Origin of the sequence: Alcaligenes faecalis, assembly GCF_009497775.1 — a bacterium.
Lineage (GTDB): Bacteria > Pseudomonadota > Gammaproteobacteria > Burkholderiales > Burkholderiaceae_B > Alcaligenes > Alcaligenes faecalis_D.
This window is the reverse complement of sequence record NZ_CP031012.1, coordinates 1,297,147-1,323,975: the sequence shown is the minus strand read 5'-3', so window position 1 is coordinate 1,323,975 and position 26,829 is coordinate 1,297,147. Positions and strand designations below refer to the sequence as shown.

Annotated in this window: 24 protein-coding genes; 10 read left to right on the top strand and 14 right to left on the bottom strand. The window is 57.4% G+C overall.

Annotated features, from left to right (window positions below):
• The 7 genes from DUD43_RS06015 to flhD form a co-directional block, all read right to left on the bottom strand.
• Complete coding sequence (locus DUD43_RS06015) at positions 1-1,737, bottom strand: methyl-accepting chemotaxis protein (RefSeq protein WP_153229538.1); 1,737 nt, start codon at positions 1,735-1,737, stop codon at positions 1-3.
• A 127-nt stretch (positions 1,738-1,864) separates the two neighbouring features.
• Positions 1,865-2,365: a chemotaxis protein CheW gene (locus tag DUD43_RS06010; protein ID WP_094196094.1), complete on the bottom strand. Its 501-nt coding sequence runs from the start codon at positions 2,363-2,365 to the stop codon at positions 1,865-1,867.
• A 16-nt stretch (positions 2,366-2,381) separates the two neighbouring features.
• Positions 2,382-4,478 carry a chemotaxis protein CheA gene (cheA, locus tag DUD43_RS06005; RefSeq protein ID WP_153229537.1) on the bottom strand — a complete coding sequence of 699 codons (2,097 nt, stop codon included), beginning with the start codon at positions 4,476-4,478 and terminating at the stop codon, positions 2,382-2,384.
• An 86-nt stretch (positions 4,479-4,564) separates the two neighbouring features.
• Positions 4,565-5,503: a flagellar motor protein MotB gene (gene motB / locus DUD43_RS06000; RefSeq protein ID WP_153229536.1), complete on the bottom strand. Its 939-nt coding sequence runs from the start codon at positions 5,501-5,503 to the stop codon at positions 4,565-4,567.
• Between the two features lie 12 nt (positions 5,504-5,515).
• The gene (gene motA / locus DUD43_RS05995) at positions 5,516-6,391 is read right to left on the bottom strand and encodes a flagellar motor stator protein MotA (protein ID WP_153229535.1); all 876 of its coding nucleotides are present in this window, start codon (positions 6,389-6,391) and stop codon (positions 5,516-5,518) included.
• A gap of 191 nt (positions 6,392-6,582) precedes the next feature.
• A complete protein-coding gene (gene flhC, locus DUD43_RS05990; RefSeq protein ID WP_153229534.1) occupies positions 6,583-7,233 on the bottom strand; it encodes a flagellar transcriptional regulator FlhC in 651 nt (216 codons plus the stop codon).
• Positions 7,234-7,263: 30 nt separating this feature from the next.
• Positions 7,264-7,590, bottom strand: a complete 327-nt coding sequence (gene flhD / locus DUD43_RS05985; protein ID WP_153229533.1) for a flagellar transcriptional regulator FlhD — start codon at positions 7,588-7,590, stop codon at positions 7,264-7,266.
• Between the two features lie 437 nt (positions 7,591-8,027).
• On the opposite strand from flhD, the gene DUD43_RS05980 reads away from it, so the two are divergent.
• Positions 8,028-8,525: a C40 family peptidase gene (locus tag DUD43_RS05980; RefSeq protein ID WP_153229532.1), complete on the top strand. Its 498-nt coding sequence runs from the start codon at positions 8,028-8,030 to the stop codon at positions 8,523-8,525.
• Positions 8,526-8,649: 124 nt separating this feature from the next.
• Here DUD43_RS05980 and DUD43_RS05975 read toward each other — a convergent pair whose 3' ends face one another.
• The gene (locus DUD43_RS05975; protein WP_153229531.1) at positions 8,650-10,248 is read right to left on the bottom strand and encodes a glycerol-3-phosphate dehydrogenase/oxidase; all 1,599 of its coding nucleotides are present in this window, start codon (positions 10,246-10,248) and stop codon (positions 8,650-8,652) included.
• A 199-nt stretch (positions 10,249-10,447) separates the two neighbouring features.
• Between DUD43_RS05975 and glpK the strand changes: the two genes are divergently transcribed.
• The 4 genes from glpK (at position 10,448) to DUD43_RS05955 (ending at position 15,632) form a co-directional block, all read left to right on the top strand.
• Complete coding sequence (glpK, locus tag DUD43_RS05970) at positions 10,448-11,941, top strand: glycerol kinase GlpK (protein ID WP_153229530.1); 1,494 nt, start codon at positions 10,448-10,450, stop codon at positions 11,939-11,941.
• 27 nt (positions 11,942-11,968) lie between these two features.
• The gene (locus tag DUD43_RS05965) at positions 11,969-12,421 is read left to right on the top strand and encodes a TM2 domain-containing protein (RefSeq protein WP_153229529.1); all 453 of its coding nucleotides are present in this window, start codon (positions 11,969-11,971) and stop codon (positions 12,419-12,421) included.
• A gap of 393 nt (positions 12,422-12,814) precedes the next feature.
• Positions 12,815-14,536 (top strand): arylsulfatase, encoded by a 1,722-nt coding sequence (locus DUD43_RS05960; RefSeq protein WP_194273447.1) that lies wholly within the window; start codon positions 12,815-12,817, stop codon positions 14,534-14,536.
• Positions 14,523-15,632 (top strand): formylglycine-generating enzyme family protein, encoded by a 1,110-nt coding sequence (locus tag DUD43_RS05955; RefSeq protein ID WP_153229528.1) that lies wholly within the window; start codon positions 14,523-14,525, stop codon positions 15,630-15,632. Before DUD43_RS05960 ends, DUD43_RS05955 begins: the two co-directional genes overlap by 14 nt.
• A 191-nt stretch (positions 15,633-15,823) precedes the next feature.
• Here the strand turns inward: DUD43_RS05955 and DUD43_RS05950 are convergent, their stop codons facing one another.
• Complete coding sequence (locus DUD43_RS05950; RefSeq protein WP_228125908.1) at positions 15,824-17,542, bottom strand: SulP family inorganic anion transporter; 1,719 nt, start codon at positions 17,540-17,542, stop codon at positions 15,824-15,826.
• A 347-nt stretch (positions 17,543-17,889) separates the two neighbouring features.
• A complete protein-coding gene (locus DUD43_RS05945) occupies positions 17,890-20,211 on the bottom strand; it encodes a heavy metal translocating P-type ATPase (RefSeq protein WP_228125907.1) in 2,322 nt (773 codons plus the stop codon).
• Positions 20,212-20,289: 78 nt separating this feature from the next.
• On the opposite strand from DUD43_RS05945, the gene cadR reads away from it, so the two are divergent.
• The gene (gene cadR / locus DUD43_RS05940; protein WP_042487623.1) at positions 20,290-20,721 is read left to right on the top strand and encodes a Cd(II)/Pb(II)-responsive transcriptional regulator; all 432 of its coding nucleotides are present in this window, start codon (positions 20,290-20,292) and stop codon (positions 20,719-20,721) included.
• A gap of 18 nt (positions 20,722-20,739) precedes the next feature.
• On the opposite strand, the gene DUD43_RS05935 is transcribed toward cadR, so the two are convergent.
• Genes DUD43_RS05935 through DUD43_RS05925 form a run of 3 tightly spaced genes read right to left on the bottom strand, consistent with a single transcriptional unit; the run spans position 20,740 to position 21,905 of the window.
• Positions 20,740-21,150: a DUF6691 family protein gene (locus DUD43_RS05935; RefSeq protein WP_153229527.1), complete on the bottom strand. Its 411-nt coding sequence runs from the start codon at positions 21,148-21,150 to the stop codon at positions 20,740-20,742.
• Between the two features lie 10 nt (positions 21,151-21,160).
• On the bottom strand, positions 21,161-21,592 hold the full coding sequence (locus tag DUD43_RS05930; RefSeq protein WP_259672551.1) for a YeeE/YedE family protein: 432 nt from the start codon (positions 21,590-21,592) through the stop codon (positions 21,161-21,163).
• Positions 21,579-21,905: an ArsR/SmtB family transcription factor gene (locus tag DUD43_RS05925; RefSeq protein ID WP_153229526.1), complete on the bottom strand. Its 327-nt coding sequence runs from the start codon at positions 21,903-21,905 to the stop codon at positions 21,579-21,581. Before DUD43_RS05925 ends, DUD43_RS05930 begins: the two co-directional genes overlap by 14 nt.
• A 74-nt stretch (positions 21,906-21,979) precedes the next feature.
• Between DUD43_RS05925 and DUD43_RS05920 the strand changes: the two genes are divergently transcribed.
• Both DUD43_RS05920 and DUD43_RS05915 read left to right on the top strand, forming a co-directional pair.
• Complete coding sequence (locus DUD43_RS05920; RefSeq protein ID WP_153229525.1) at positions 21,980-22,846, top strand: MBL fold metallo-hydrolase; 867 nt, start codon at positions 21,980-21,982, stop codon at positions 22,844-22,846.
• A 117-nt stretch (positions 22,847-22,963) separates the two neighbouring features.
• Positions 22,964-23,344 carry a SirB2 family protein gene (locus DUD43_RS05915; RefSeq protein ID WP_153229524.1) on the top strand — a complete coding sequence of 127 codons (381 nt, stop codon included), beginning with the start codon at positions 22,964-22,966 and terminating at the stop codon, positions 23,342-23,344.
• Between the two features lie 75 nt (positions 23,345-23,419).
• Here DUD43_RS05915 and DUD43_RS05910 read toward each other — a convergent pair whose 3' ends face one another.
• Positions 23,420-24,475 (bottom strand): YeiH family protein, encoded by a 1,056-nt coding sequence (locus DUD43_RS05910; RefSeq protein WP_153229523.1) that lies wholly within the window; start codon positions 24,473-24,475, stop codon positions 23,420-23,422.
• A 100-nt stretch (positions 24,476-24,575) separates the two neighbouring features.
• Here DUD43_RS05910 and DUD43_RS05905 point away from each other — a divergent pair, with 100 nt between their 5' ends.
• Together DUD43_RS05905 and DUD43_RS05900 are read left to right on the top strand one after the other, a co-directional pair.
• Positions 24,576-25,481, top strand: coding sequence for a LysR family transcriptional regulator (locus DUD43_RS05905; protein WP_153229522.1), 906 nt, complete (start codon positions 24,576-24,578; stop codon positions 25,479-25,481).
• 122 nt (positions 25,482-25,603) lie between these two features.
• On the top strand, positions 25,604-26,827 hold the full coding sequence (locus DUD43_RS05900) for a DUF3734 domain-containing protein (protein ID WP_153229521.1): 1,224 nt from the start codon (positions 25,604-25,606) through the stop codon (positions 26,825-26,827).
• The last annotated feature ends 2 nt before the right edge of the window (positions 26,828-26,829 follow it).

The window sequence follows — 26,829 nt, the reverse complement described above, 5'->3', positions numbered from 1 at the left end:
CTACAGGCTGGCCAAGGTCCCGCTAAAAGGCCCCGTCGACAGACGCTCCGTGGAACGTAATCGTTCCGGCTCGGGCGCTTCAAACGGATCATCAATAATGTCTTGCGCGCTGACTTTGAACGCCGACACCGCATCGGACAAACGGGTTGCCTGATCCTGCAAGGAGCCCGCCGCAGCGGTTGCCTGCTCGACTAGGGCCGCGTTCTGCTGCACAACCACATCCATTTGTGCAACCGCCCGGTTCACCTGCTCAATTCCTTCCGACTGCTCATTGGAGGCCGAGGAGATTTCCGCCATGATGGTCGTCACGCTCTGAACTGAGCTGACCACTTCCATGACCACCTTGCCTGCCTCATCCACCTGTCGGGTTCCTTCTTTCACTTTGGCCAGCGACTGCTCGATCAAGCCCTTGATCTCACGCGCCGCTTGCGCACTGCGCTGGGCCAGACTGCGTACTTCACCGGCCACCACAGCAAAACCCTTGCCCTGCTCCCCTGCTCGGGCCGCTTCCACCGCCGCGTTCAGGGCCAGAATATTGGTCTGGAAGGCAATGCCATCAATCACATTCACGATCTGAGCAATCTGCCCCGAACTGGCCGACAGGTCTTCCATGGTCTGCACCACGGTAGAGACGGCCTGACCACCGCGCAACGCCACTTCGGAAGCATTCTTGGCAACCTGATCCGCTTGCTGGGCATTGTCCGAGTTCTGACGAACCGTGCTGGCCAACTGCTCCATGCTGGCAGCGGTTTGCTGCAAGGAGGCGGCCTGCTCTTCGGTGCGACTGCTCAAGTCCGTATTGCCCACATAGATTTCATGCGAACCAAAGGTAATTTCTTCCACGCCCTGGCGCACGGTCTGCACCATGGACTGCAAGCTGCCCTGCATGCGACGCACGGCGTCATACAGCACACCAATTTCGTTGGTGGACTTCACTTCCACGCGCTGGGTCAGATCCCCGCTGGCGATGCGATCAAAGTGCGCACCAGCCTGACGCAAGGGACGCAGCACCATGCGATTGAGGAACACATACACAGCCAGCGAGATAAACAGACAGAGCACCATGGCCAGACCCACCAGACGGATCACCATGTTGTACTGGTCGTTCTCTTTCTTGTATTGCGTGTCGATAGAGCGCTGCTGGGCTTCCTGCAAAGTGCTCAAGGCACTGTACAGATCTTCTTCCAGGAACTTGGTGGTGGTCGCCACATAGCTGCGGAAACCGGCAATATCACCTTGCTCCAGATAGGCGATCAAGGGCAGCACGCCACCTTGCATCAGGGACATGAACGCCGCGTCAACACGCTGGTAGTAATCGTTGGTGCCTTCCAGCTGGGTGGCAACACCCTGGTATTCAAAGAAGGCTTCCTGGGCCAGTTCAAACTGCTTGCGCGTGGCATCCAGGGCATCACGGGTTGCCGTGCTGATCGCAGAGGTTTTGGGAGCGACATCGCTCCACTCGGCCATCAAATCCTGGTTTTGCAGATCATTGCTGACCACGTAGCTGATGGCCGCTCGTCCTATCAGGGTTTGGGTCTCTTTGTAGCGCTCGATGGCCTGATACATGGCCGAGCCTACACGCTGGTTGACCACGATGCTTTGCAGCGCACCGTTATTGGCGCGCAGGGACAAGATCCCCAGGGCCGCGCCTGCCACCAGCATTGCTAAAAAAAACACCAGTACCAGAATCAGACTGGTCCGCACCTTCAGATTGGCTAAACGTAATCCATCCAGCATTGCAAGCACCTTGTCTAGAGTAGATCCGAACATCAGAGGCGCTTGTGACGCCTCCCCCGACCCGAACATTCCTGGAAGGACCCGTTAAACAAGTCCCCGCTTGGCAAGTCTTTGCAGACTCGGGCGATCAGGCCACTGCGCTGTCAACCAGAGCCATCTCTTCACTGGTCATCAGTTTTTCAATATCCACCAAAATCAGCATACGTTCGCCCAGCGTGCCGATACCGGTCAGGTACTCGGTCGAGAAGGCGGTACCGAAGCTGGGGGCCGCGCTGATCTGGGACGATTGCAGCACCAGCACGTCCGACACACCATCAACCACCACACCCACTACGCGATCGCGCAGATTCAGAATCACCACCACGGTCTGGTGGTCGTACTCCACCCGTTCCATGTTGAAGCGCACCCGCAAATCTGCGATAGGCACAATCACGCCACGCAGATTGGTAACGCCCTTGATGAAGTTGGGCACGTTGGCAATACGCGTTACGGTCTGGGAGTCGTAGCCCCGGATCTCCTGAACTTTCAGAATATCGATGCCGTATTCCTGGTCGCCCAGAGTAAATACCAGATACTCCTTGCCGCCAGCCTCGGCAGCTTCGGAGTGGGAAGTAAAGTCGTTGGACATAAAAATCTCCGAATAATCAGGCCCACGTCGAGGCGGGGTCACGCGCCAGACGTTGCAAGGCAAAAACATCAACAATCAGGGCTACGCTGCCATCGCCCAAAATGGTGGCAGCGGAAATACCCGGAATTTTTCGATAGTTGGCTTCCAGGTTCTTGACCACGACTTGATGCTGACCGATCAGGTGATCGACCAGCAAGGCAAAGCGCATGTCTTCGGCCTGCAAGATAACGGCAATCGCACGAGTGACATCGGTCTCGGCCCCATCGACCGAGAAGATGTCACGCAGGGAAATCAGGGGCAGATACTCGCCACGCACAAACATCACGTGATCGGTATCGGATACGCGGCGCAACTGCTCTTCAGTCGGCTGCATGGATTCGGTTACGTGGGCCAGGGGCAGGATGAAGACTTCATTGCCCACCTGGACCGACATGCCATCCAGAATCGCCAGCGTCAGCGGCAGAACAATACGGGTAGTCGTTCCCTTGCCCGCACGCGAGTACAACTGGACGTGGCCGCCCATGCTTTGAATATTGCGTCGCACCACATCCATGCCCACGCCACGGCCGGAGATTTCCGTAACCTTGTCGGCGGTGGAAAAACCAGGGGCAAAAATCAGTTGCCAGACTTCGTCGTCCGGCATGCTCTCGGTTACCGGCAGGCCCGAGGACATGGCTTTTTTCAGAATACGTTCGCGGTTCAGACCGGCGCCATCGTCCACCACTTCAATGATGATGTGGCCGCCCTGATGCTGGGCCGACAAGGTCAGCACGCCCTCTTCTTCCTTGCCTGCAGCCAGACGATCCTCGGGCATTTCAATGCCGTGGTCGATACTGTTGCGCACCAGGTGGGTCAAGGGGTCAATAATGCGTTCGATCAGGCTCTTGTCCAGTTCGGTGGCCTGCCCTTTGGTAACCAGACGAATCTTCTTGTCCATGCGAGCCGCGCTTTCACGCACCACACGCGGGAAGCGGCTGAACACGTAATCCATCGGCATCATGCGGATGGACATCACGGACTCTTGCAGGTCGCGTGCATTGCGCTCCAACTGCTCGATACCGTTCAGCAGGCGATCGTGTACAACCGGGTCCAGCGTCGAGGCGGTTTGCACCAGCATGGCTTGTGTAATTACCAGCTCGCCCACCAGGTTGATGATCTGGTCGACTTTCTCCACGCCCACACGGATCGTGCCCGACTCTTTGGGAGCGGCGGCCTTGGCTGGTTTGTCAGCAGCTTTGGGAGCGGCAGCAGGCGCAGGTGCTTCGGTTTTTTCTGGTTCAGCGGCAACAGGAGCGGGAGCCGGAGCAGCCGGTGCAGCGACGGGGGCTGCAGGCTCGGCAGCCACTGCGGCGGGAACCGAGGCGACGGCAGTGGCGGGAGCAGCTGCTGGAGCGACCGCTTGTCCTGGCGCTGCGGCCGGTTTTACCGACACCTGATCAGCATTCAGAATGAAGCAGCACACGGCCAGAATATCGTCAGCCGAACCCGTGGTTTCCACCCAGATATCCAGGCGATCACCTTCGCGGGTTTGATGAACGATGTTGCCCATCAACTCCATTTCCTGTTGCAAGGCCTCGGCATCTTTATCCGACACAGGCCCCATGGACACCCACAGTGGCAAGCCATCCGTATTGGCGGCCGGTTCCGGCTCGGGTTCCGGTTCGGCTTGCAGGATCGCTTCGGTTCCTTTCGTGTCCGTCGCCAGAATGCCCTTTTGTTCCAGGGCCAGTTGCCTTAATTGCGCGCAGATGCGGGTGTAGGCTTCCTCGTCAGGCTCCTGTTCCTCGCGGTAGGCATTGACTTGTCCCGTTAGCACGTCCTTGGTTTCCAGAAAGAGGTCAATCATGTCCTTGCGCAATTGCATCTCGCCATTACGGACCAGATCGAGCAGATTTTCGAGTAAGTGGGTGGTCTCAGCCAACTGGCCAAAGCACCCAAACGTGCCTGCACCGCCCTTGATCGAGTGCGCGGCCCGGAAGATGGCATTGAGCTGATCGCGATCAGGCTCGTCCAGATCCAGCTCCAGCAGCAAGCGCTCCATGTCCGCCAGCAACTCATCGGCTTCATCGAAAAAGGTTTCGTAAAACTGACTCAGATCTACGCCGGAGCTCATGAACACTTCCTTCCTGGTTATGGCTTAGAACAACAAAACAAAAAGCACAGCCCAAACACCTGGGCCGTCAGGCCTGTTAACAGGCCCTAGGGCACCACTGGCAAGGCAGAAGGCATTTCAGGCAGACCGGGAATATGAATACTGATTGGCCCCTCGGTCTCCTGCATGGCTTCGCGCAAATCGAACTCTTCCGAACCACTTGCGGCTTGCTCGTCCATGCGTCGTTCCGCCCGGCTATTGAGCACGAGCAGGCTGATACGTCGATTTACGGCTGCCGCGGGGTTATCTTTAACCAGGCTTACACTATCGGCCAAACCCACGACCTGCTTGACTTTGGCCTCGGCCAGACCACCGGCCACCAGCTCCTGTCGAGCCGCATTGGCACGGTCGGCCGACAGCTCCCAGTTACTGTACAAACGCTCACCACTGGCGTACTGCAGCGAGTCGGTGTGGCCGGAAATCAGAATCCGGTTCGGCATCTCGTTCAAGGGAGCGCTGAGCGAGCGCAAAATGGCTCGCATATAAATCTGCACCTGCGCACTGCCCGTGGAGAACATGGGGCGGCTTTGACGGTCAATAATCTGAATGCGCAAACCGTCCTGAGTCATGTCCAGCAGCAATTGCGGACGAAACTCTTTCAGGACGGGGTCAATGCGGATCAATTCTTCCAGAGCGGATTTCAGATCTTCCAGGCGTTCGACGTCCTGGCGATCATCAGCCGCCTGATTGGCACTGACACCGGGATGGGGATTGGGGACCAGGCTAGGCTGGCCACCGGGAATGACGCTGCGCGAATAGTCCGCCTGATAGCCGCCCGAGACGGCGTCCATCAAAGGCATACGGAAGTAATCGGCAATTTCCTTCAAGTCCTGCTTGGGAACCAGGGAAAGAATCCACATCACGAGGAAAAAAGCCATCATCGCCGTCATGAAGTCGGCGTAGGCAATTTTCCAGCTGCCACCATGATGCTCGGCATGGGCCATCTTCTTGCGACGGATGACCACGCGATCCTTATGATTGCTCATGAACGCATCCGCTTAGGCTTTGCGACCAGCACCCGAGCGGGCCTGACGTACATGCTCTTCCAGTTCCTGGAACGAAGGGCGATCCGAGGAGTACAGCACCTTGCGGCCAAACTCCACCGCCAACTGGGGTGGGTAACCATTCAGGTTGGCCAGCAAGGTAACCTTGATGCACTCTAGCACCTTGACCGAATCCGAGGTACGGCGCTCGATGGTGGCAGCCAAAGGCGCCACAAAACCGTAGGCCAGCAAAATACCCAGGAAAGTACCCACCATGGCCTTGGAGATCAGGTCAGCCAGCACGGCAGGTGGCTGGTCCACGGAGGCCAGTGCTTTCACCACACCCAGCACCGCCGCCACAATCCCGAAAGCGGGCAAGGCGTCGGCCACTTCGCGCAAGGCGCGAGCGGGCACGTTGCGTTCGTGCTGGTGGGTTTCGATGTCCTGGTCCATCAACGTTTCGATTTCAAACGAGCTCATATTGCCGCTGATCATCAAACGCAGGTAGTCAGACACAAAGTTCATCAGGGCCGGATCTTTCACCACATTGGGGTAATCGGCAAAGATGGGACTTTGTTCAGGGTTTTCGATATCCGCTTCGATGGACATCATGCCATCGCGTCGTGCCTTGTTCAGCAGCACAGACAACATGCCCATCAACTGCATGTACAACTGCTTGTTGTAGGGACTGCTGCGAAATGCAATCGGCAACGCTTTAGCCAGCAGCTTGATGGACTTGCCGCTGTTGGACGCAAAATAGGCCCCCAGGGCCGCGCCACCAATCAGCAGTAATTCAAAAGGCTGGTATAACGCACCTAAATGCCCGCCCAGCCCCACAAAGCTCCCGAAAACGGAGACGAAAACAATGATATATCCAAGGATAATAAGCACGGATACGCCTTCTTCAAATACACGCTGCTAATGATGGCGGCAAGCAACCGGGCTAAAACGACGCGTTAACGGCCTTTTTCCAGCCTAGATCGACGCTTCCAGTTGCCTTGACACGTTCAGATTCTTATCAGATCCACATCAAAAACCAGCATCTATCCGGCTTTGCTGCACACTGACGACAAAAGCTACAACTAGATGGGCACGTCTACCTGAATGTTGACGTGCCCCGGGACCCTGGCTTGCGGCTCCTTGACCGGCTCTGATTTTCGACTTTTGCTGGCAGGAGATTTAGGCGTACTACGTGCCTTGCTGGCGCGCGTCTTGCCAGCCCGTGGTGGCGGACGACAAATGGCACAAATAAAACCCGCTTCAGGATCGTGCGCATGGGCTACAAAGCCCCCCTTGCAACGCTCGCACTGGGACAGCTGCAACAAACCGCTATCAAAAAAGCGCAGCAGCATCCAGGCACGGGTAAAGCTCAGCACAGGCTCTTCGTCCGGCCCCACTTCCAGACGCCCGGCCGAGGACTGCTCCAGGTACAGGCGATAGGCCTCGACCAGCGCACGGCTTTTGTCGCAAGGCGTATGCACGGCCATGAACTGGTAAATGCTGTAGAACAGGCTGGAATGAATATTGGGCAGCCAGGTCATGAACCAGTCCACCGAGAAAGGCAGCATGCCTTTTGGTGGCGAGCAACCTTTGACTTCACGGTACAAACGGGCCAGCCGGTCGTAACTTAGCGATGTTTCTGCTTGCAGGACCTGCAAGCGCGCCCCCAGTTCAATCATGTCGGAAGCAAGCCCAATTTCCTGGGCTTCTTTGGCGACGCTTTTTATAGCCATAGTTCTTGATGTAATAAGTTCGCAGCCGGTTTAACCGACTTGTTCTGCCGTCGCGCGCTGTGACAGAAGAATGGTGGAGTGAGCCTGCTGCAATACCCCTCCCAGCACATTCTGCGTCAAGGTGGTGAGCAGGTCGTAGTCATTGAAGCGAAAGCCGCAAATCAACGAGCTGGAGCTGGCCAGCTTGACCAATTGGGCGGGCGACAGACGCAACAAGGTCTCTGCCACATCGGTGTCGAAGCCCAAACGGAACATACCTGCCGAAAAATTCTCTCGCAGCAGGCGTTGCGCGAGTAACAAGTACGACAAATTGACTTCCTGAATATCATTCAGCAGCGAATTTTCCGATACGGGCATGTCAGCCATCCTTGTAAAACTGTTAATCAGCTAGTTTCTTGTAACAAAACACATTTAAAATATATAAAGTTACATAAATATGTATCATGCCTTGCAATCTATTGCGTGAATATATTTTTTACATTATCGACGCTTCCGACACACATTGTCTATGAATGCTCTAAAAACATGGAAAACGTCGGATATATGCAATAAACGTATCAAGACACAGCAGAATATTATCAGATGCTCACTTAATGTTGTAGATATAAACTAGATGTAACATGACAAAGATCAAAGCGCTTGTATCAAAATTATGTTTTGTTGCATACATTAGCCATTAATTAATGCATATTTCGCAGAACCCTCTCAGGCTCTGCCTAAAAAATGGCGAAATATTGGATAATCTTCTGGTGACGGCTTTCCCTGCCGCCCCCCTATCCGTTTTGTAACAGCCCATGGTTCCTGCTGCTTTTATGCAACGTCTGCTTACCTTGTGCCTGACACTGATCCTGGCGGCTTGTGCGCACACGCCCTCCTCCCGCCTGCCAGCCGGCAAACCCATTGGTGTCGATGATCAGCGCCGCTCGGCCGTGGTCCTGTCTGCCCTGACCTTGCTGGATACGCCCTACCGCTACGGCGGGCGCGAACCGTCTACCGGCTTTGATTGCAGCGGCCTGGTGCACTATGTATTCAGCCAGGAGTCCAGTTCCCCCATTCCACGTCGTACCAGCGATCAGGCCAGCGCGTCCCGTCGCGTCAGCCGTTCACAGCTGCGCCCTGGCGATCTGGTGTTTTTCAATACGCTGGGCACCCCGAACTCGCATGTGGGTATCTATATAGGCAAACAACAATTCATCAACGCGCCCTCCAGTGGCGGACGGGTGCGGATTGACTCTCTGGATAACCCCTATTTCTCCAAACGCTTTGAAACGGCTCGCACTTTCTTTGATTGATTCATCGGCAAGCCTGCTCAGGGATTGAATAGAACCGGGCCTGGTCTTTTAGCAGGCCCTATTTCATCGAGCGCACATAGCAAAAGAGTCCGTCATGAACGGGCCCTTTCTTATTGTGATGCGTTTAGCGCGCAGGCACGGTGGCGTATTGCTCGGCCAGTTCCAGAAAGACCTCCAGCTCGGGCGAGCGCCCCGTTTCCTCTTCCATAATCGCTGCCACAGCCGGGGCAAGCGATTGCGCCAGACGCGCATCCAGGAACAGAAGACGCGAACGGCGCGCCAGCATGTCTTCCACGGTACGGGCATATTCAAAGCGGCAGGCAAAGCGCACCATGGCGACACTCAAGCCCGGTGCCAATTCCTGATCCGATCCCGGCAAGGCCTGCACCCAATCGGCTTCGCTACCATACGCATCAAGACCCGCGGTACGACCCAAAGAACGCCGGTCGCCTACATAAGAAGCCCCTACCAGGCGTTGTTCCTGAGTCCGACAGGCCGGCAAAGGCCCCAGCAAGCCGGACTGCTGGCAGCGTTCCAGCACGTCCTCGGCCATGGCACGATACGTCGTCCATTTACCGCCGGTGACTGTCAGCAAGCCATTCGCACTAACCGTAATACTGTGTTCTCGGCTGATGGATTGCGTCTGCCCTGCGGCCGACTCGGCTGCGGGACGTACCAATGGTCGCAAACCCACCCAGATACTGCGCACATCCTGCACCGTGGGCGCTTTTTGCAGATAATTCGCGGACTCTTTCAGAATGAAATCCACTTCCTGGGCCAAGGGACGCGGCTCCAGCGGAATATCGTCCCGGGGAGTATCGGTTGTCCCCAGAATCAGCTTGCCCAACCAGGGCACGGCAAACAGGACACGGCCATCCTTGGTGCGGGGCACCAGCAAGGCGTGTTCACCCGGCAGGAACTCCTGATCCACCACCAAATGCACACCCTGACTGGGCGACACCATGGGGCGCAGTTCACGCCCCGCTTCCTGCGCATCCAGTTGTCGAACCTGATCCACCCACACACCCGTGGCATTGACCACGCACTTGCTCCGGATCTCGTAGGTCTGGCCGCTTTCCTTGTCCTGGCAGCGCACCCCGGAGACCTTGCCCTCGCTGTGCATCACATCCATAACCGGGCAGTAATTAATGAGCAAAGCGCCATTCAAGGCCGCGGTACGGGCCAGAGCCAAGGCCAGACGGGCATCATCAAACTGGCCATCCCAATATTTCACCCCTCCTTTCAAGCCGCTTTGTCGCGCGCCGGGCAAAAGCTGCCGGATCTTGGCCGCACTCAGGAACTGGGTATGACCCAAGCCCTCGCGCCCTGCCAGACCGTCATACGCCATCAGGCCCACCCCGTAAAACGGCGTCTCCCAACACTTGTAGCTGGGCATGACAAAAGGCAGGCGCTGCGCCAGATGGGGCGCATTGCTGAGCAAATGCATGCGTTCGCGCAAGGCTTCACGCACCAGACTGACATTACCCTGAGCCAGGTATCGCACCCCACCATGTACCAGCTTGGTCGCCCGCGAGGACGTGCCTTTGGCAAAGTCCCAGGCTTCCAGAACCACCACACTCAAGCCACGCAAGGCCGCATCCAGGGCCACGCCCAGGCCGGTTGCGCCACCACCCACCACGACCATATCCACCTGCGTGGTGCGCGCCAAGGCGCCCAGCATCTGGGCTCTGTCGGTCAATAAGGGGGAACTTAATGTAGTCATAAGATGAACTTTGGACCTGAAATTAGCAGACACCCGAAAAAACGCTGACTGGCTCGGGATTTACCCTGATTTTAGCCCCTGAACTTTTACCGTCCAGTGAAACTTGTTTGCTTGCGTATCAAGCGGCCTTCGGCTACCGGACACAGGCCACACAGAGCCAGTACACTGTGGTCTGCTCCGCTTTTACTGCCTCATTCGCATGACATTCATACTTGCTCTTGATCAGGGAACCTCCAGCTCGCGCAGCCTTGTGGTAGCGGCAGACGGCCGCATTCTGGCCAAGGCGCAGCAGGAAACCCAGCAATACTATCCGCGCACGGACTGGGTGGAACACGATCCCCAGGAAATTCTGGACACCCAGTTTCGGACAGCCCGACAAACGATTGAGCAGGCGGGTCTGCGCCCCCAGGATATACACGCCATAGGCATTACCAATCAGCGTGAAACCACGGTGCTATGGGACCGGCAAACCGGGCAAGCCCTGCACAAGGCCATCGTCTGGCAGGACAGACGCGCCGAAGACTTCTGCGCCCAACTGCGCGAGCAAGGGCACGAAGCCACCATTACCGGCAAAACCGGCCTGCCTATTGATGCCTACTTTTCAGCCTCCAAACTGCGCTGGCTGCTGGACTCCCTACCCGGTGCCCGTGAACGGGCAGAACGCGGTGAACTGGCTTTCGGCACCATTGATAGCTGGCTGATCTGGCATTTAAGTGGCGGCAGAGTCCATGCCACTGATGTCAGCAATGCCTCGCGCACCCTGCTCTATAACATTCATAGCCAACAATGGGACGAGGAACTGCTGGCCCTTTTCAACATCCCGGCCAGTGTCTTGCCCCAGGTACAAAGCTCCGCCTCTGAGTTTGGCCATTGCAGCCCCGAGATTCTGGGCAGCCCCATTCCTATTTGTGGTGTGGCAGGCGACCAACAAAGCGCCCTGTTCGGCCAGGCCTGCACCACGCCCGGCATGGCCAAAAACACCTATGGCACAGGCTGCTTCCTGTTGATGCACTGTGGCTCGCAAGTCCCCCAATCCCATAATGGCCTGATCGCGACCAGCGCGGCCCATCACGGCGACACTCCCGCCTATGCACTGGAAGGCAGTGTCTTTATTGGCGGTGCGGTTGTCCAATGGCTGCGCGATGGTCTGGGAGCACTGGAACACAGCGCCCAGGTCGAAGAGCTGGCCCGCAGCGTGCCCGACGCCCAAGGCGTACGACTGGTTCCCGCCTTCACCGGCCTGGGTGCTCCCTATTGGGATGCTCAGGCCCGCGGCACCATTACCGGCCTGACACGCGCCTCCACCATGGCCCATATCGCCCGCGCTGCTCTGGACAGCATTGCCTACCAAAGCGCCGCCGTACTGCAGGCCATGAATCGGGATGTACAGGCCAACGGTGGCCCGGCCTTGCACGAACTTCGTGTAGATGGCGGTGCCTGCGCCAATAATCTTCTGATGCAATTTCAAGCAGACTTGTTGGGCCTGCCTGTCGTGCGTCCCGTTACTATTGAGACGACCGCGCTAGGTGCCGCCTATCTGGCGGGCCTGGGCAGCGGTCTGTATTCAGGTCTGCCGGAAATTGCGGCGCTGTGGCAATGCGATCGGGTTTTCGAGCCCGCCATGTCGCGCGATGAAGCCCAAAGCCTGATGCTCAGTTGGGAACAAGCCGTGCGCCAGGCACGCACTTATTGAACTTGCTGTTTTTTTGACGGAAACACCATGCTGCAAAAAATCATTCTGGGCATTGCCATCTTCCTGATCGTGATGTTGGGCCTGACCTTTGGCGAGGCCATTTTCCGCTACCTTTCCTCGTATCTGGGATTCCTGTTCCATGACTTCATCGAACTGATGCAGGAAGTTCAGCGTTACCTGACCGTGCATTGGGGCAAAGCGCTGATCGCCCTGATCATTACCGTCCCGTTGGTGATCTGGATCTCCAAGAACAAGAAAGATGAAATGTCCAAACCCAACAGCCACCGCAAGATCGCGATTGTGCTGGCGATTTTCCTGGGCTGGTTGGGCGTGCACCGCTTTTACCTGGGGCAGATCGGCATGGGCTTGTTATTCCTGGTGCTGTTTGCCATCTGGTCGCCCCTGGCCTACTTCCTGGCCCTGATCGACGCCTTGCGTTACGCCTTTATGGGTGACGACGAATTCAAGTTGGCCCGTTGATTTCCAGACTGCTCACCAAAGCCCCACTTGCTGGGGCTTTTTTTATGGCTACCCCCTTCACGCATGCCAGAAGCCTGGCTACGTCAAATAAACAGGCTCCATTCAGAGCGTTTTGTGGACTTATCAGGGAAAACCACAGCCCACGCCGCTTACAGGCCTAGTTCCTTGATTTCCAATACTTATATTAGCCACCATACCTTCCAGGTATGCAAGTAAACCTTTTTAGTCTTGGAAATCCCCAGGCGGCTTCGTGTTCAATCGAATTGGGGGAGACACGCCAGCCTCTAAAAGACTGGCAGCGGCGGCTCAGATCAAAAGTGTGAGGCCATTGTTGCTGGCTCTGTCTACACATCCGTACTACCTACAAACATAACTAGATTGAGACACAAGAAAATGCGACGCACTAAAAATAGCTATTTACTGCGCAGCTTGCTGGGCCTGGCTTTGGCCGCCTGCACGCTCAACAGTCACGCAGCCACAGAGACAAAACGCCCCAATATTTTGCTGATCGTGGCCGATGATCTGGGATATTCAGACATTGGCGCGTTTGGCGGGGAAATTTCCACCCCCAACCTGGACGCCCTGGTCAAAGACGGCGTAGCCCTGACCGACTTTTACGCCTCGCCCTTCTGCTCCCCAACCCGCGCCATGCTGATGTCCGGCGCAGACAACCACCAGGTCGGCTTTGGTGGCATGGCCGAGCTGATGACGCCCCAGCAGCGTGCCCTGCCCGGCTACGAAGGCTTTCTAAGTGACCGGGCCCTGCCCTTTCCACTGGTCCTGCAAGACAATGGCTACCGTACCTATATGGCGGGCAAGTGGCACCTGGGCGTGAAAGAGGAAGTTGCCCCGCCCAATCGTGGCTTTGACCAGTCCTACGCTTTGATGCACGGTGGTGCCAGCCATTTTGACCAAAGCGGCATCATCACGTTTGATGCCAATAAAGCCCCGGTTGCCCTGTACCGTGAAAACGGCAAGGAAGTGCAACTACCCAAGGACTTCTACTCCAGCGAGTTCTTTGCCTCGCGCCTGATGTCTTATATAGACGCCGACAAGCGCAAGGATCAGCCTTTCTTCGCCTACCTGGCCTTTACCGCGCCGCATTGGCCCTTGCACGCCCCCGACGAATACATACGCAAATATGAAGGCCGCTACGACGTAGGCTATGACGTGCTGCGTGAACAGCGTCTGGAACGCATGAAAAAACTGGGTCTGGTGCCCCAGGACATGCAAGGCTATGTGGGCAATCCTGCCTGGCCACGCTGGAAAGAGCTGAGCCCTGAACAGCAACGTGTCGAAAGCAAGCGTATGGCTGTTTACGCCGCGATGGTGGAAGCCATGGACGCACAGATCGGCCGCGTGATCGACCACCTGAAACAAACCGGCCAATACGACAACACCGTCGTGATCTTCATGTCCGACAACGGTGCCGACGGCAATACCGTGCTGGATGAAGGCGAAACCCGCGCCTGGGCCCACAACCATCGCGACAATAGCTACGAAAACACAGGCCGCCCCGGTTCCTTTGTTGAGTACGGTCCAGGCTGGGCCCAAGTTGGCTCCACGCCCTTCAATCTGTACAAGGCCTTTATGTATGAAGGTGGTATCTCGGTGCCCAGTATCATGCGCATACCCGGTGGCAAGCGTCAGGGCGAGTTCGTGCGCGCTCCGGCCCACGTAACCGACATCGCCCCCACGATTCTGGCCCTGGCTCAGATCGAGCAACCCAAGGGCGAATACCGTGGCCGCCAGGTCATCCCCATGCAAGGCAATTCCATGGTGGATGTGCTGACCGGTCGCAGCGATCAGGTACATGAAACCTTCCGCCAAGGCTGGGAGCTGAATGGCCGCCGCGCCATGCGCCTGGGTGACTGGAAAATCGTCTACGCCAATGCCCCCTGGGGTAAAGACCGCTGGGAATTGTTCAATGTGGTCGAAGACCGCTCCGAGCTGAACGATCTGTCCGAAAAACATCCTGAAAAGCTCAAAGAGCTGATTGCCGAGTACGAGCAATATGCCAAACGCAACGGTGTAGAGGACTTTGAAGGTCTGGCCTCACGCCCTGGCTACAGCAACAGCTTGAACTACTACAAGGATCTGGATGAAGTCCTTTAAGCTCTCCCGAGCCAAGGCACTGCTGACGGTATGCGGGCTGCTGGCAGCAGCCCCGCTGCCCGCAGCGGCCGAAGGCTCCGACACCCTCCCTCCTCCGGTTCCGGCCCACGATTGCCAGGCGTATAGCGGCATACCAACCGGCTTCGGTCCGGCCAAGCAAGGCGTCGCCAATCAGGCCGGCTTGCTCACCATTCCTGGCGGACGCTTTCTGATGGGTTCCGACGAGGGCTACCCGGAAGAAAAGCCGGTACACCCCGTCGAGATCCAGGCCTTTCAGATAGACCAGCACGAAGTGACCAATGCCCAGTTCGCGCAATTTGTAGCGGCGACAGGCTATGTCACCCAAGCGGAGCGGGTGCCGGAATTCCCGCCGAATGTTCAGGTTCCCGAGCAGTATCGTCAGCCCGGCTCTGCCGTCTTTACGCCACCGGCAACCACACATGATCACGATCACCACGAAGGGCACGAGCAGCAAACCCCTCCCAGCAGCTACAACTGGTGGGTATGGGTGCCGGGTGCCAACTGGCGCCACCCCGGTGGCCCCGATACCAATCTGAATGGCCGGGAGAATCATCCAGTCGTCCATATTGCTTACGAGGATGCACTGGCTTACGCCCGCTGGTTGGGGCGCGATCTGCCTAGCGAAGAGCAATGGGAGTTTGCGGCGCGTGGCGGCCTGGAAGGTGCTACCTACCCTTGGGGCAATACGCCTGAAGTGCGTGGCCGCTTGATGGCCAACACCTGGCAAGGTAATTTCCCCGCCAAAAACCTGCTACGTGATGGCTACGAAGGCACCGCCCCCGTGGGCTGCTTCCCGGCCAATAACTATGGCCTGTGGGATTCAGTCGGTAATGTCTGGGAATGGACACGTAGCGCGTGGCAACCCCAGCATCGGCCCCTGACGCCCAAACCCCTTGTCACGGCAGCAACGGATGCCAAAGGAAATCCGGCAACCGGCGTTATCAAGGGCGGCTCTTTTCTGTGTGCAGCCAACTTCTGCGTACGCTATCGCCCGGCATCACGACAGCCCCAGGAAACCACCATGTCTACCCAGCACGTGGGCTTTCGTACTGCGCTGAATACGCCTGCAAAATAAAGCTGGCACCCCTTTTCCACACCCTGACTTTGTCGTCTTGACCAAGACATGGGACTCCGAAAAGGTATAGCTACAAAATCAGCCCCTCTGCCGCTTCTGTAATGAACGACACCCCAATAATTGGGGTGTCGTTCATCCAGCAGCACAAGAGAAAATACCTATAAGGCTCTCCTCAACCATCTGACCATGCCTTAATCGGCTCGTGCAGCAGCACCACTATCAGACGGGAAGGTCGCTTCTTTTGCTGCTGCCTCAGCAGCCTGATAATCCAGCGTCTCGCTGACGCTTTCCCACGCATTCTGCAAACTATCAAACACGCGATGGGCGTGGATCTGCTTGAACAGGCCCATGCGGATCAGCTTGCGGTTCACTTTCTCGTTGGCCTCGCACAGCGCCACCATGACATTGCGCTGCTCCAGTTCCGCCAAGGCGGTTTCCAGAGCCTGCATAGCTGTCGCATCCACAAAAGGCACGTAATTCAGGCGCAGGACCACGGCCCGAACCTGCTCCGGCACCGTCAGCAAGGAACGATTCACCGCTTCCACACTGGCAAAGAAGTACGGCCCTTCCAGAGTCAGCACCGAAATATCCTGGCGCAACTCCTGGCTAAAGGACAAATCCAATGCCCGTTGCAAACGACGGCCTTCCAGCGCCCGCACCTGCACTCCATCCGAAGTGCGCTTGAGCACATACAACATAGCCAGGATCACGCCGATATTCACGGCCACCACCAAGTCCGCGAATACCGTCAGGGCAAAGGTCACCCACAAAATGAACAGATCAGCCGTGGGCATACGGCGCTGCAAACGGACGACCAGCTTGGCCTGACTCATATTCCAGGCCACCATGAACAGAATTGCTGCCAGCACCGTCAGCGGGATATAGGCCGCCAGCGGAGCCAGCAACAGCAGTACCAGCACCAGAAAAATCACATGCACCACACCGGCAATGGGGCTGTCGCCACCATTACGGATATTGGTCGCGGTACGGGCAATGGCACCCGTGGCCGCAATCCCGCCAAACAAAGGCGAGAGCACGTTGGCAATCCCCTGACCTACCAGTTCCTGATTGGAGTCGTGACGCGAGCCTGTCATGGAGTCAGCCACCACGGCGGACAGCAAGGACTCGATCGCGCCCAGCATGGCAATCGCAAAGGCAGGTCCGATCAGCTCCACCACACGGGTCAGCGTAATTTCAGGCCATTGGAAAGACGGCAAGCCGCTGGGCAAGGCACCAAAGCTGGAACCAATCGTGGCCACGGACTCGAACCGGAAAATTGCCTGCAACAGCGTGATGACAACCAAGGCCACCAAGGGGCCGGGCAAGCGCGCCAGGGACGGAATCCTGGGGACAATGATCAGAATAGCCAGAGACAATATCCCCAGCAGCGTAGTTGCCCAATCCAGAGACGGCAGGTTATGCAGCAAGAACCACAGCTTTTCGTGAAAGTGCTGGCCTTGTACCGCAGGCAGGCCGAAGAAATCCCGCCACTGGCCCACCCAGATAATCACACCAATACCGGCGGTAAAACCCACGATGACCGGATCGGGAATAAAACGGATGACCGCCCCCAGGCGCAGCAGGCCCAGCAGCAGCAAAATCACCCCGGCCATCAGCGTGGCAATTTGCAGGCCCGCCACTCCATGCTGGGCCACTACCCCGGACAGGATGACAATGAACGCCCCCGTCGGCCCGGCAATCTGAACCCGGCTGCCGCCAAATAAAGAGACCGCCAAACCGGCAATAATGGCGGTATACAAACCCTGTTCGGGCTTGACCCCGGATGCAATGGCAAAGGCCATGGCCAGCGGCAAAGCCACCACCCCCACCACCAAACCGGCCAGCAGGTTATTTAGCCAATGTTTTCGCCCCAGGAGTCCGGCTCGACCCGCTTCCAGCAGTGCAATCATCGCGCGTCCTTGTCATGCCCAGCCTGTTCGACACAGATGAGAAACAAGCAGGGCCTCAACCCAAATGAAGCCTTAATGATACTACTGCGACCCTAAAAAACTTCACGTTAGTGATGGGCTTATTTGATGAACCATAAAAAAGCCCCCACGCCGCGCCTGCGACTTGCGCTCCACCACGCGGCCTGCTTGCCGCTCGGATTCGCCAGGCACACAGCAGTCCGCAATGAACTACTGTATGTCCGGGCTCATCCCCAAGGGGGGGGGGGGTTGTTACCTTGGGAGCGGCCCGGCGGTAAAAAAAAGCTCCACCTCAAAGAGATGGAGCTTGATTGCAAGAAACGCGAAGTTCAAGGATTGCGGGCGCGCAGCAGACGCAAGCTGTTCAGTACAACCAGCAAGCTGGCACCCACATCGGCAAACACGGCCATCCACATGGTGGCTTGTCCGGTCAGGGCCATCACCAGGAACACGGCCTTGATACCCAAAGCCAGACTGATGTTCTGCCACAAGACAGCATGCAAGGCCCGCGACTGGCGCATCAGCAAGGCAATCTTGCCCAGATCATCATCCATCAAGGCCACGTCGGCGGTCTCGATCGCGATGTCCGAACCCAGCGCACCCATGGCAATACCCACGTCAGCACGAGCCAGAGCAGGTGCATCATTGATGCCATCGCCCACCATCGCCACCAGACCATTACCCAGCTTTTCCTCGATACGGTCCAGCTTGTCCTGTGGCAGCAAGCCGCCTCGGAAATCCTTGATGCCGGCTTGCTGGGCCACATGACGCACGGCTTGCTCGTGGTCGCCCGACAGCACTTCCACTTGGACGCCCTGCGCTTGCAGATCGCGAATCGCCTGGATGGTGGTGGGACGCAGCGTGTCCATCATGGCGAACCAGGCCAGCAGACCTTGCTCGTCACCCAGATACACCATGGTGGCACCGCTCTCTACGGCTTGCTGCTCGGCCTGGCTGGACTCGGCCTGGTTCTGGCCCAGCACCCAGCTACGCTTGCCCAAACGCAATTGGCCAGTCGAACCCTCTGCCTGCACGCCATTACCAGCCAAAGCCTCGAACTGGTCCAGGCTTAACAAACCCGAACTGACACGGCCACGTGCAATCGCTTGCGAGGCGGGGTGATCCGAACGCTCGGCCAGGGCAACGGCCATGTCCAGCACTTCGCTATCCGACAGACTTTGACGCAAGCTGCCGTATTCGCTCAAGGAAGGCTCGCCCAGGGTCAGGGTGCCGGTCTTGTCCACGGCCAGATAACGCAGTTGACGAGCCCGTTCCAGATACACACCACCTTTAATCAAGATACCGGCACGTGCGGCACTGGCCAAAGCACTGACCACAGCCACCGGGGTGGAAATCACCAGGGCGCAAGGGCAAGCGATCACCAACAGAACCAGAGCGCGGTATACGGACTCCGACCAGCTCACGTCCCAGATCAAGGGCAAGGCCACAGCCATCAAGGCTGCTGCCACCACAACCAGCGGTGTGTAAATGCGGGAAAACTGGTCTACAAAGCGCTGAATCGGAGCCTTGTTGGCCTGAGCTTCCTGAACCGAGCGTGTGATGCGGGCCAGCAAGGTTTCATCATGCGCAGCCTGGACTTGATACACCAGCTCGCCCATACCATTGATGGTGCCTGCAAAGACTTCATCACCGGGAGCCTTGTCCACAGGGGCGCTTTCACCTGTGATCGGTGCCTGGTTAACCGTGCTTTGACCTTGAAGGACCTTACCGTCCAGACCAAAACGTTCGCCGGGAGCGACGCGGACTTGCCAGCCTGCCTGCACCTGATTAGCGGGTACGCGCTGCCAGTCCTTGCCATCGGCACTGACCAGCACTTCGTCCGGAACCAGCTTGAGCAGGCTGTCCACCGCATTGCGGGCGCGGTCCAGGGAACGAGCCTCGATCCATTCAGCCAAACTGAACAAGGACATCACCATGGCGGCTTCAGGCCATTGGGCCAGCAGCACCGCGCCAGTCACGGCAATACTCATCAAGGCATTGATATTGAGCTGACCATTACGCAGCGCAATCCAGCCCTTCTTGTAAACCTGCACGCCGCCGGACAGAATCGCGGCCAGCGCCAGAACAATCACCAGCCACTCGGGGGCCGCCAGCCAATGGCTGATCTCGGCGGCCAAGGCCAGCACCACGGCACCGGCAATGCGAATCAGGCCCTGCTTGGGCGATACCTGCTTCACAGGCTGTTCATCGGCCATACGGGGTTCAAAACCCAGGCCGCGCAAAGCGCCCAGCACCTTGTCACGGGCACCATCCACGTGGTCCACGGTCAACACACGCTGCATCAGGTCAAAACCCAGGTTCTGCACCTGATCCAGCTTTTTCAGGCCGGAGCGAATCATGTTCTCTTCCGCCGGGCAGTCCATATCAGCGATGTGCACCACCAGACGTGTAGAGGTACTGGCGGCCAAAGTCACCGATGGACCAAAAGCGGGTGCCGAGCAGCACGCCCCCTCGTGAGAGTGCGACGTTTGTTCGGCATGGCTGTGATCGTGATCATGGCTATGCTCGTGGCTGTGATCGCCCGCTGCATGGTCGTGATCATGACTATGGTCATGCGCGTGCTCGGTCTGGCAGGCTGATGTTGTGCACTGCCCCACGCCGAGCTTTGAAGTATTGTTAGCTGATGTCATAGCAGTTCCTCGCTTCTTGCATGGGACCAGTAGAAAGCCTAAAGTAGCTACAAGGTCAAGCCTTTTGGAGGCAAAGCAATGAAAATTGGTGAGTTGGCGGAAAAAAGCCACTGCAACACGGAAACCATCCGCTATTACGAGAAGGTGGGGCTGCTGCCCGAGCCGGAGCGCAGCGAAGGCAACTACCGCCTGTACCGGAATATCCACCTGGAACGGCTACGTTTTATTCGCAACTGCCGCAGCCTGGATATGACGCACGAAGAAATTCGCGGCCTGTTGGCGTTCATGGACGGCCCGGCGCAAGACTGCGCCCCGGTCAATGATTTGCTGGATGAACACATCGAGCACGTGGCCGTGCGCATTGCCGAGCTGGAACACCTGCAAAAACAACTGATTGAACTGCGTCACCGCTGCGGGCAGGCCGGTGGCCTGGAGCATTGCGGCATCTTGCAGGGTCTGGTGAATATGGAGCCGGATCAAGTCCCGGCTCCCAGCACGCATCTGGGCTAAGGCAGTGTGGCGTGGCGCTTAGCCACGCACCCGCCCTGCCGCCCACATCCCGATCAGCATCGCGACCAGAAACAGAATGGCCAAAGGCGCGCCCGACGCTGCCAACACAATGGCCGGTCCAGGGCAAAAACCCGCCACGCCCCAACCAGCACCGAAAATCAAGGCACCCAATACCAAGGGGCGGTCTATTTGACGCTGCTTGGGCAGATTCATGGGCTGACCGGTCACAAAAGCACAAGGACGACGACGCGCCAGACTGAAGGGCACAATCGCCACCGCAATGGCCGCCGCCATCACCAAGGCTAAAGACGGGTCCCAGGCCCCGGCCAGATCCAGAAACGCCAGCACCTTGCTGGGGTTGGCCAGACCGGAAATCAACAAGCCCAAGCCAAAAATCAGGCCGGAAACTAAAGCGATGAAATATTGCATGGTGGGCTCCTTAGATCAGGTGACGCAAGACGAACACGGTCAAAAAGCCGCTGGCCATAAACGTCAGCGTTGCCACCAAAGAACGGGGCGACAGGCGCGACAAGCCACAAACGCCATGCCCACTGGTGCAGCCCGAGCCCAAACGGGTTCCAAACCCCACCAGCAAACCGGCCACTACGACCCACATCCAGGGCTGCGGCTGCACGGCAGGCACGGTTTCCCCGGCTAAACGGTACAACCACGGGGCCGCCGCCAAACCCAGCAAGGCCATCCAGCGCCAACCCTTGTCACCGGCCTCCCCGCTCCAGGTGCCGGACAGCAATCCGGATATGCCAAACACCCGGCCATTGAACAGCACCAGCACGGCAGCGGCCAAACCAATCAAGGCGCCACCGAACAAGGCGCTCCACGGGGTAAAGGAACTCCAGTCAATTGCGATCATCAGTGCCTCCTGGGGCGCAAAAGATTCCATATAAAGTCTGCATCACGGCCAGCACCGCCGGATTTTCCAGACGGTAATAGACGTATTTGCCCTCTTTGCGACTGGCAATCAGCTCTTCGCGTCGCAAAACAGTTAATTGCTGAGATAAAGTAGGCTGAACAATGCCACTGCGCTGCGCCAGCTCCCCCACATTGCATTCGCCCTGCACCAAGGTGCAGAGAATCATCAGACGGTCGGGGTTGGCCAGGCTACCCAGCAAGCTGCTGGCCCGGCCTGCCACGTGTCGCAGAGCTTCCAGTTCGATTTGATCCATATCGTTCTACAAAAACACAATATATATTATTATATAATATCTTTTCATATCTTATAAGTAACAAGAGGTCTGACATGCTCCAAGCCCAGGTCGCCAGCTTCTTTCACACGGACACGGCCACATTCACCTACGTGGTCTATGCCCAAGGTCAACGCGAATGCGCCATCATCGACTCGGTGCTGGACTACGACGCCGCCTCTGGCCGCAGCAGCACCGTATCGGCCCAGAAGGTCGTGGATTTTGTGCGCCAGCATCAGCTGGAAGTGCAGTGGATTCTGGAAACCCACGCCCATGCGGACCATTTGTCCGCTGCCGTCTGGCTGCAGGAACAAGTAGGCGGAAAAATCGCCATTGGCGAACACATCAAGCAAGTGCAGTCCACCTTCAGCCGCATCTTTAATATAGAGGCCGAAATCCAGGCCAACGGCACCCCTTTCGATACGCTGTTCAAGGATCAGGAGCAGTTCCAGATCGGTGCCCTTCAGGTACACGCCCTGCACGTACCCGGCCACACACCGGCCGATATGGCCTATCACGTTCAAGGCTTGGGCGTATTTGTGGGCGACACCTTGTTCTTGCCCGATGTCGGTACTGCCCGTTGCGACTTTCCGGGTGGCAGCGCCAGCCAGCTCTATGAATCCATCCAGCGCCTGCTGGCTTTGCCCGCAGAGACTGTCTTGTTCATGTGTCACGACTACCCGCCTGAAGGACGGGAGCCCAAGTCCCACTGCACGGTTCAGGAACAGAAAGACGGCAATATCCATGTGCACGATGGCATCAGCCAGGAGCAGTTTTGCGAACGCCGCACCGCACGCGATAAAACCCTGGGCATGCCGCGCCTGATCCTGCCCTCCATTCAGGTCAATATCCGGGCGGGACACTTTCCCGAACCAGAAAGCAATGGTCAGGTCTATCTGAAACTGCCCGTCAATCAACTGTAAATATGGCTGTTTTTTGCGTCCAGGCAGACACAGGCCCGGACGCAGAAAAACTTTTAAGCCCCAGCCTGCGTATACTGCCTTTTTCTGCACCCTGAAATTCAGAAGGAAATAACTGGCATGACTTACATGGCCCTCAAGCACTTGCACATGACAGCCGCCGGGCTGAGCATTTTGTTTTTCATTATTCGGGCCTTCTGGTCAGTGTCCGGCTCATCCTGTTTGCAGAATCGCTTTGTGCGCATTACCCCACATGTCATCGATACCGTCTTGCTGGTCTGTGGTCTGGCGCTGGCCGGGATGTTGGGCGCTGCGGCCAATCAGCCCTGGCTGCTGACCAAGATTGTGCTGCTGGTGGTCTATATCGTAGTGGGCAGCTATGCCATCAAGCGCGGTAAAACTGCTTTCAGCCGCGGCGTGGCGGCACTGATTGCGATTGCCATCTTTGCCTATATTGTGGGCGTAGCGCTGAACCGCAGCCCGGCTTCCTGGTTCGTCTAAACCCGTAGCCCCAATAAAAAAGCCCCTGACAGTGGAAGCCATCTTCCACTGTCAGGGGCTTTTTACATGCCTGTCTTACCAGACACCTATCCAGCGCTGTACCAGCAAACTACTCACAGCCACCGCGATCCAGACTCCCAATCCCAGCAAGGCAGGACGCACACCTGCTCGGGCCATCACACGCAAGTCTGAAGACAAACCGATGGCAGCCAAAGCCAGCACCATCAGGAACTCGGCCAGGAAACGCAGCGGCTCCAACCATTCCACCGGCACCCAGCCCAGCGAGCGCAGAGCCGAGGCCACCATGAACCAGACGATGAACCAAGGGAACACACGCATCAGGTCAAAATCCCGACCAGCCTGACGCGAACGCCACACTTCCAGACCTGCCAGAATCAGGCAAATCGGGATGATCAAGGTTGCACGAGTCAGCTTGACGATGGTGGCGTGGTCACCGGCCTGACGGCTGTAGCTGTAACCCGCTGCCACCACCGACGAGGTATCGTTGATCGCCGTTCCCGCCCACACCCCAAAACCGGCGTCAGACATATTCATCATGTGACCGGCCACGGGGAAAATCAGCACGGCCACAATATTGAAGATAAAGATGGTGGAAATCGCCAGGGCCGTTTCATGCTCTTCAGGCTTCAGAATGGGCGTGACCGCTGCAATAGCCGAACCACCACAAATCGCTGTCCCTACCCCGATCAAGGTACGCAGCTTGGAAGGAATCCCCAGGGCCCGGCCCAGCACCAGCGCCGTCACAAAAGCCACTGTCAGCGTCACCAAGGTGACGGCCAGGGAATCCATGCCGGTACGCATCACTTGCGGCAGGCTCAAACCAAAACCCAGGCCAATAATCGACCACTGCAACAACACCTTGGACGAAAAACGCAGACCAGGCTGAAACACCGTAGCCACGCCCATGCTGTTACGCAGTACCATCCCCAGGACAATCGCAAAAACCGGGCCGCCAATCAAAGGCCACACTTTACCCAGGCCCATCGCGGCAACACCCACGGCTACCGCCAGTAAAAAACCCCACAAACGCGACGGCTTCAGAGAGAAACCCGATTTGCCCTGTGCTTTCAGGGCTGTGCTTCCTGCTGGTAAATCGGTCACACTGCTCATCTCGTTGTCCCAGATATGTAATAAGTAAAAGTAATTTTAGGTTGACCCCGAGTATTAAAAAATTCATTATTACTTATCGTAAGTATCAATTTTATTTATCATGAATGCGATCAGCATCAGACAACTGGAAGTGTTTGTCGGCATTGCCACTTTGGGCACCGTGCGCGCTTGCGCAGCCGAGATTCACTTGTCCCAACCCGCCGCCAGCATGGCCTTGGCCGAACTGGAAAAGCAGCTGGATTGCCCCCTGTTTGAACGCACGCCAGGGCGCATGCAGCTGACCAGCCGTGGCAAGCAATTGCTGCCGCACGCCCGCGAAATTCTGGAGCGCCTGCGGGAGATGCAAAGCCAGCAGGAAGAAAGCGAACTGCGCGGCGAGATCCGCATCGGGGCCAGCAATACCGTGGGCAACTATCTGATCGGGGATCTGGTGGGGCAGTTTGTACGCCAGCACCCACGCGTGTCCCTGCATGTGTCGGTAGACAACACAGCCAACATCATCAATCAGTTGCTGGAACACGGCTGCGACATTGCCTGCGTGGAAGGCCCGGTCAACCATCCGCAACTGGAAACCTGGATCTGGCGTGAAGATGCGCTGGTCGTCTGCGCCGCCCCCGATCACCCGCTGGCTACCAAGGCCACCCTGGAAAAACAGGACTTTGCGGGCATGAGCTGGATCATGCGCGAGCGTGGCTCGGCCTCCCGAGCGCTGACCGAACAAGCCTTGAATGTGCTGCCCGGTGGGCACGTGCTGATGGAGCTGGGTCAGGTGGAAGCCATCAAGCAGGCCGTCATCGCCGGGCTGGGCCTGGCCTGCCTGCCACAAGCGGCCACCCTGGATGCTGTTGCCAATCAGCGACTACGCATCCTGGATACTCCCTTTCTGGATTTGAAGCGTCGCCTGTCTCTGGTCCTGCACAAGGAACGCTACCGCAGCCAGGTGTTAAGCGCCTTTGCGGAACATTTGCACAACCCGGAGTCCGGTTCATCCGCATCTGAAAATTGACGCAAGTTTGCATTCTGATGATGGTTGACACCCGCAGCAATGTTATTCTTGCTGCAGTGCAGCACAACCAGAAGGGATCATAAGTCCCGCTCTCCTGCCCACCTCTTGAACCGAGTGATGCCATGAACACTGTTCCTACGCCACAAGCGCAAGATGTCCCCGCTTTTGCCCGCCCCTCTTATTTGCCACCCTACGAAACCGTAGCCCTGGTATTGCAAGGTGGCGGCGCTTTGGGAGCCTATCAAGCCGGTGTGTATGAAGGTTTGCTGGAAGCAGGAATCGAACCTGATTGTTTGTCCGGGATCTCGATCGGGGCCTTGAACACCGCGATTATTGCGGGCAATCCCCCCGAGCGGCAGGTAGAGCGCCTGCGGGAATTCTGGAACACCATTTGCGAGCCCTACTACGGCTGGTCCGGCCCGGCCTGCCTGGAGCGTGCACTCTTTGGTATCAACGATGTGATGCGTGAGGCCATCAGCGCCTTCAATGCCAGCAATGCGCTGGTCCTGGGACAGCGCGGCTTTTTCCGCCCCCGCTTCCCCCCTCCGATGCAAGCCACACCGGGCGTGCCTGAAGGGGCCAGCTATTACGACACCAGCGCCCTGAAAGACACGCTGGAGCGCCTATGTGACTTTGATCGCATCAACGACAAGCGTCAGCGCATCTCGGTAGGCGCGGTCAACGTAGGCACGGGCAACTTTGTTTACTTTGACAACCATCGCACCACCTTGCGCGCCGAGCACTTCATGGCATCAGGCGCCCTGCCCCCGGCTTTTGCGCCTGTGGAAATTGATGGTCAGTATTACTGGGACGGTGGTCTGGTTTCCAATACGCCACTGTCTTATGTGCTGGACCAGTCCCCCCGCCGGGACACCCTGGTCTTTCAAGTGGATTTGTGGAGTGCGCGTGGCCCGGTGCCCAACAATATGGGTGAAGTCAGCGACCGCCTGAACGAGATCCGCTACTCCAGCCGTACCCGTATGGTGACCGAGGACATGCGTCATTCGCAGTACATGCGCCATATCCTGTCGGAGCTGCTTGCCCTGATCCCCGAAGATCAACGCAAAGACCTGCTGCCTTGCCGTCTGGCCGAAGAACTGGCCAGCAACAAGCGCTACAACGTGGTGCACCTGATTTACCGCAACCAGCCCTACGAGCAGCACTACAAGGACTATCAGTTTGGCCGCATGACCATGCGCGAGCACTGGCGCAGTGGTCTGGATGATATTCGCCAGACACTGATCCATCGGGACAAGCTGAACATGCCGGAGAACCTGGCCGGCTTCACCACCTACGACGTGCACCGCGACGAAATCGAAAAACGGCTGGCCAACAACGGCAAGTAAGC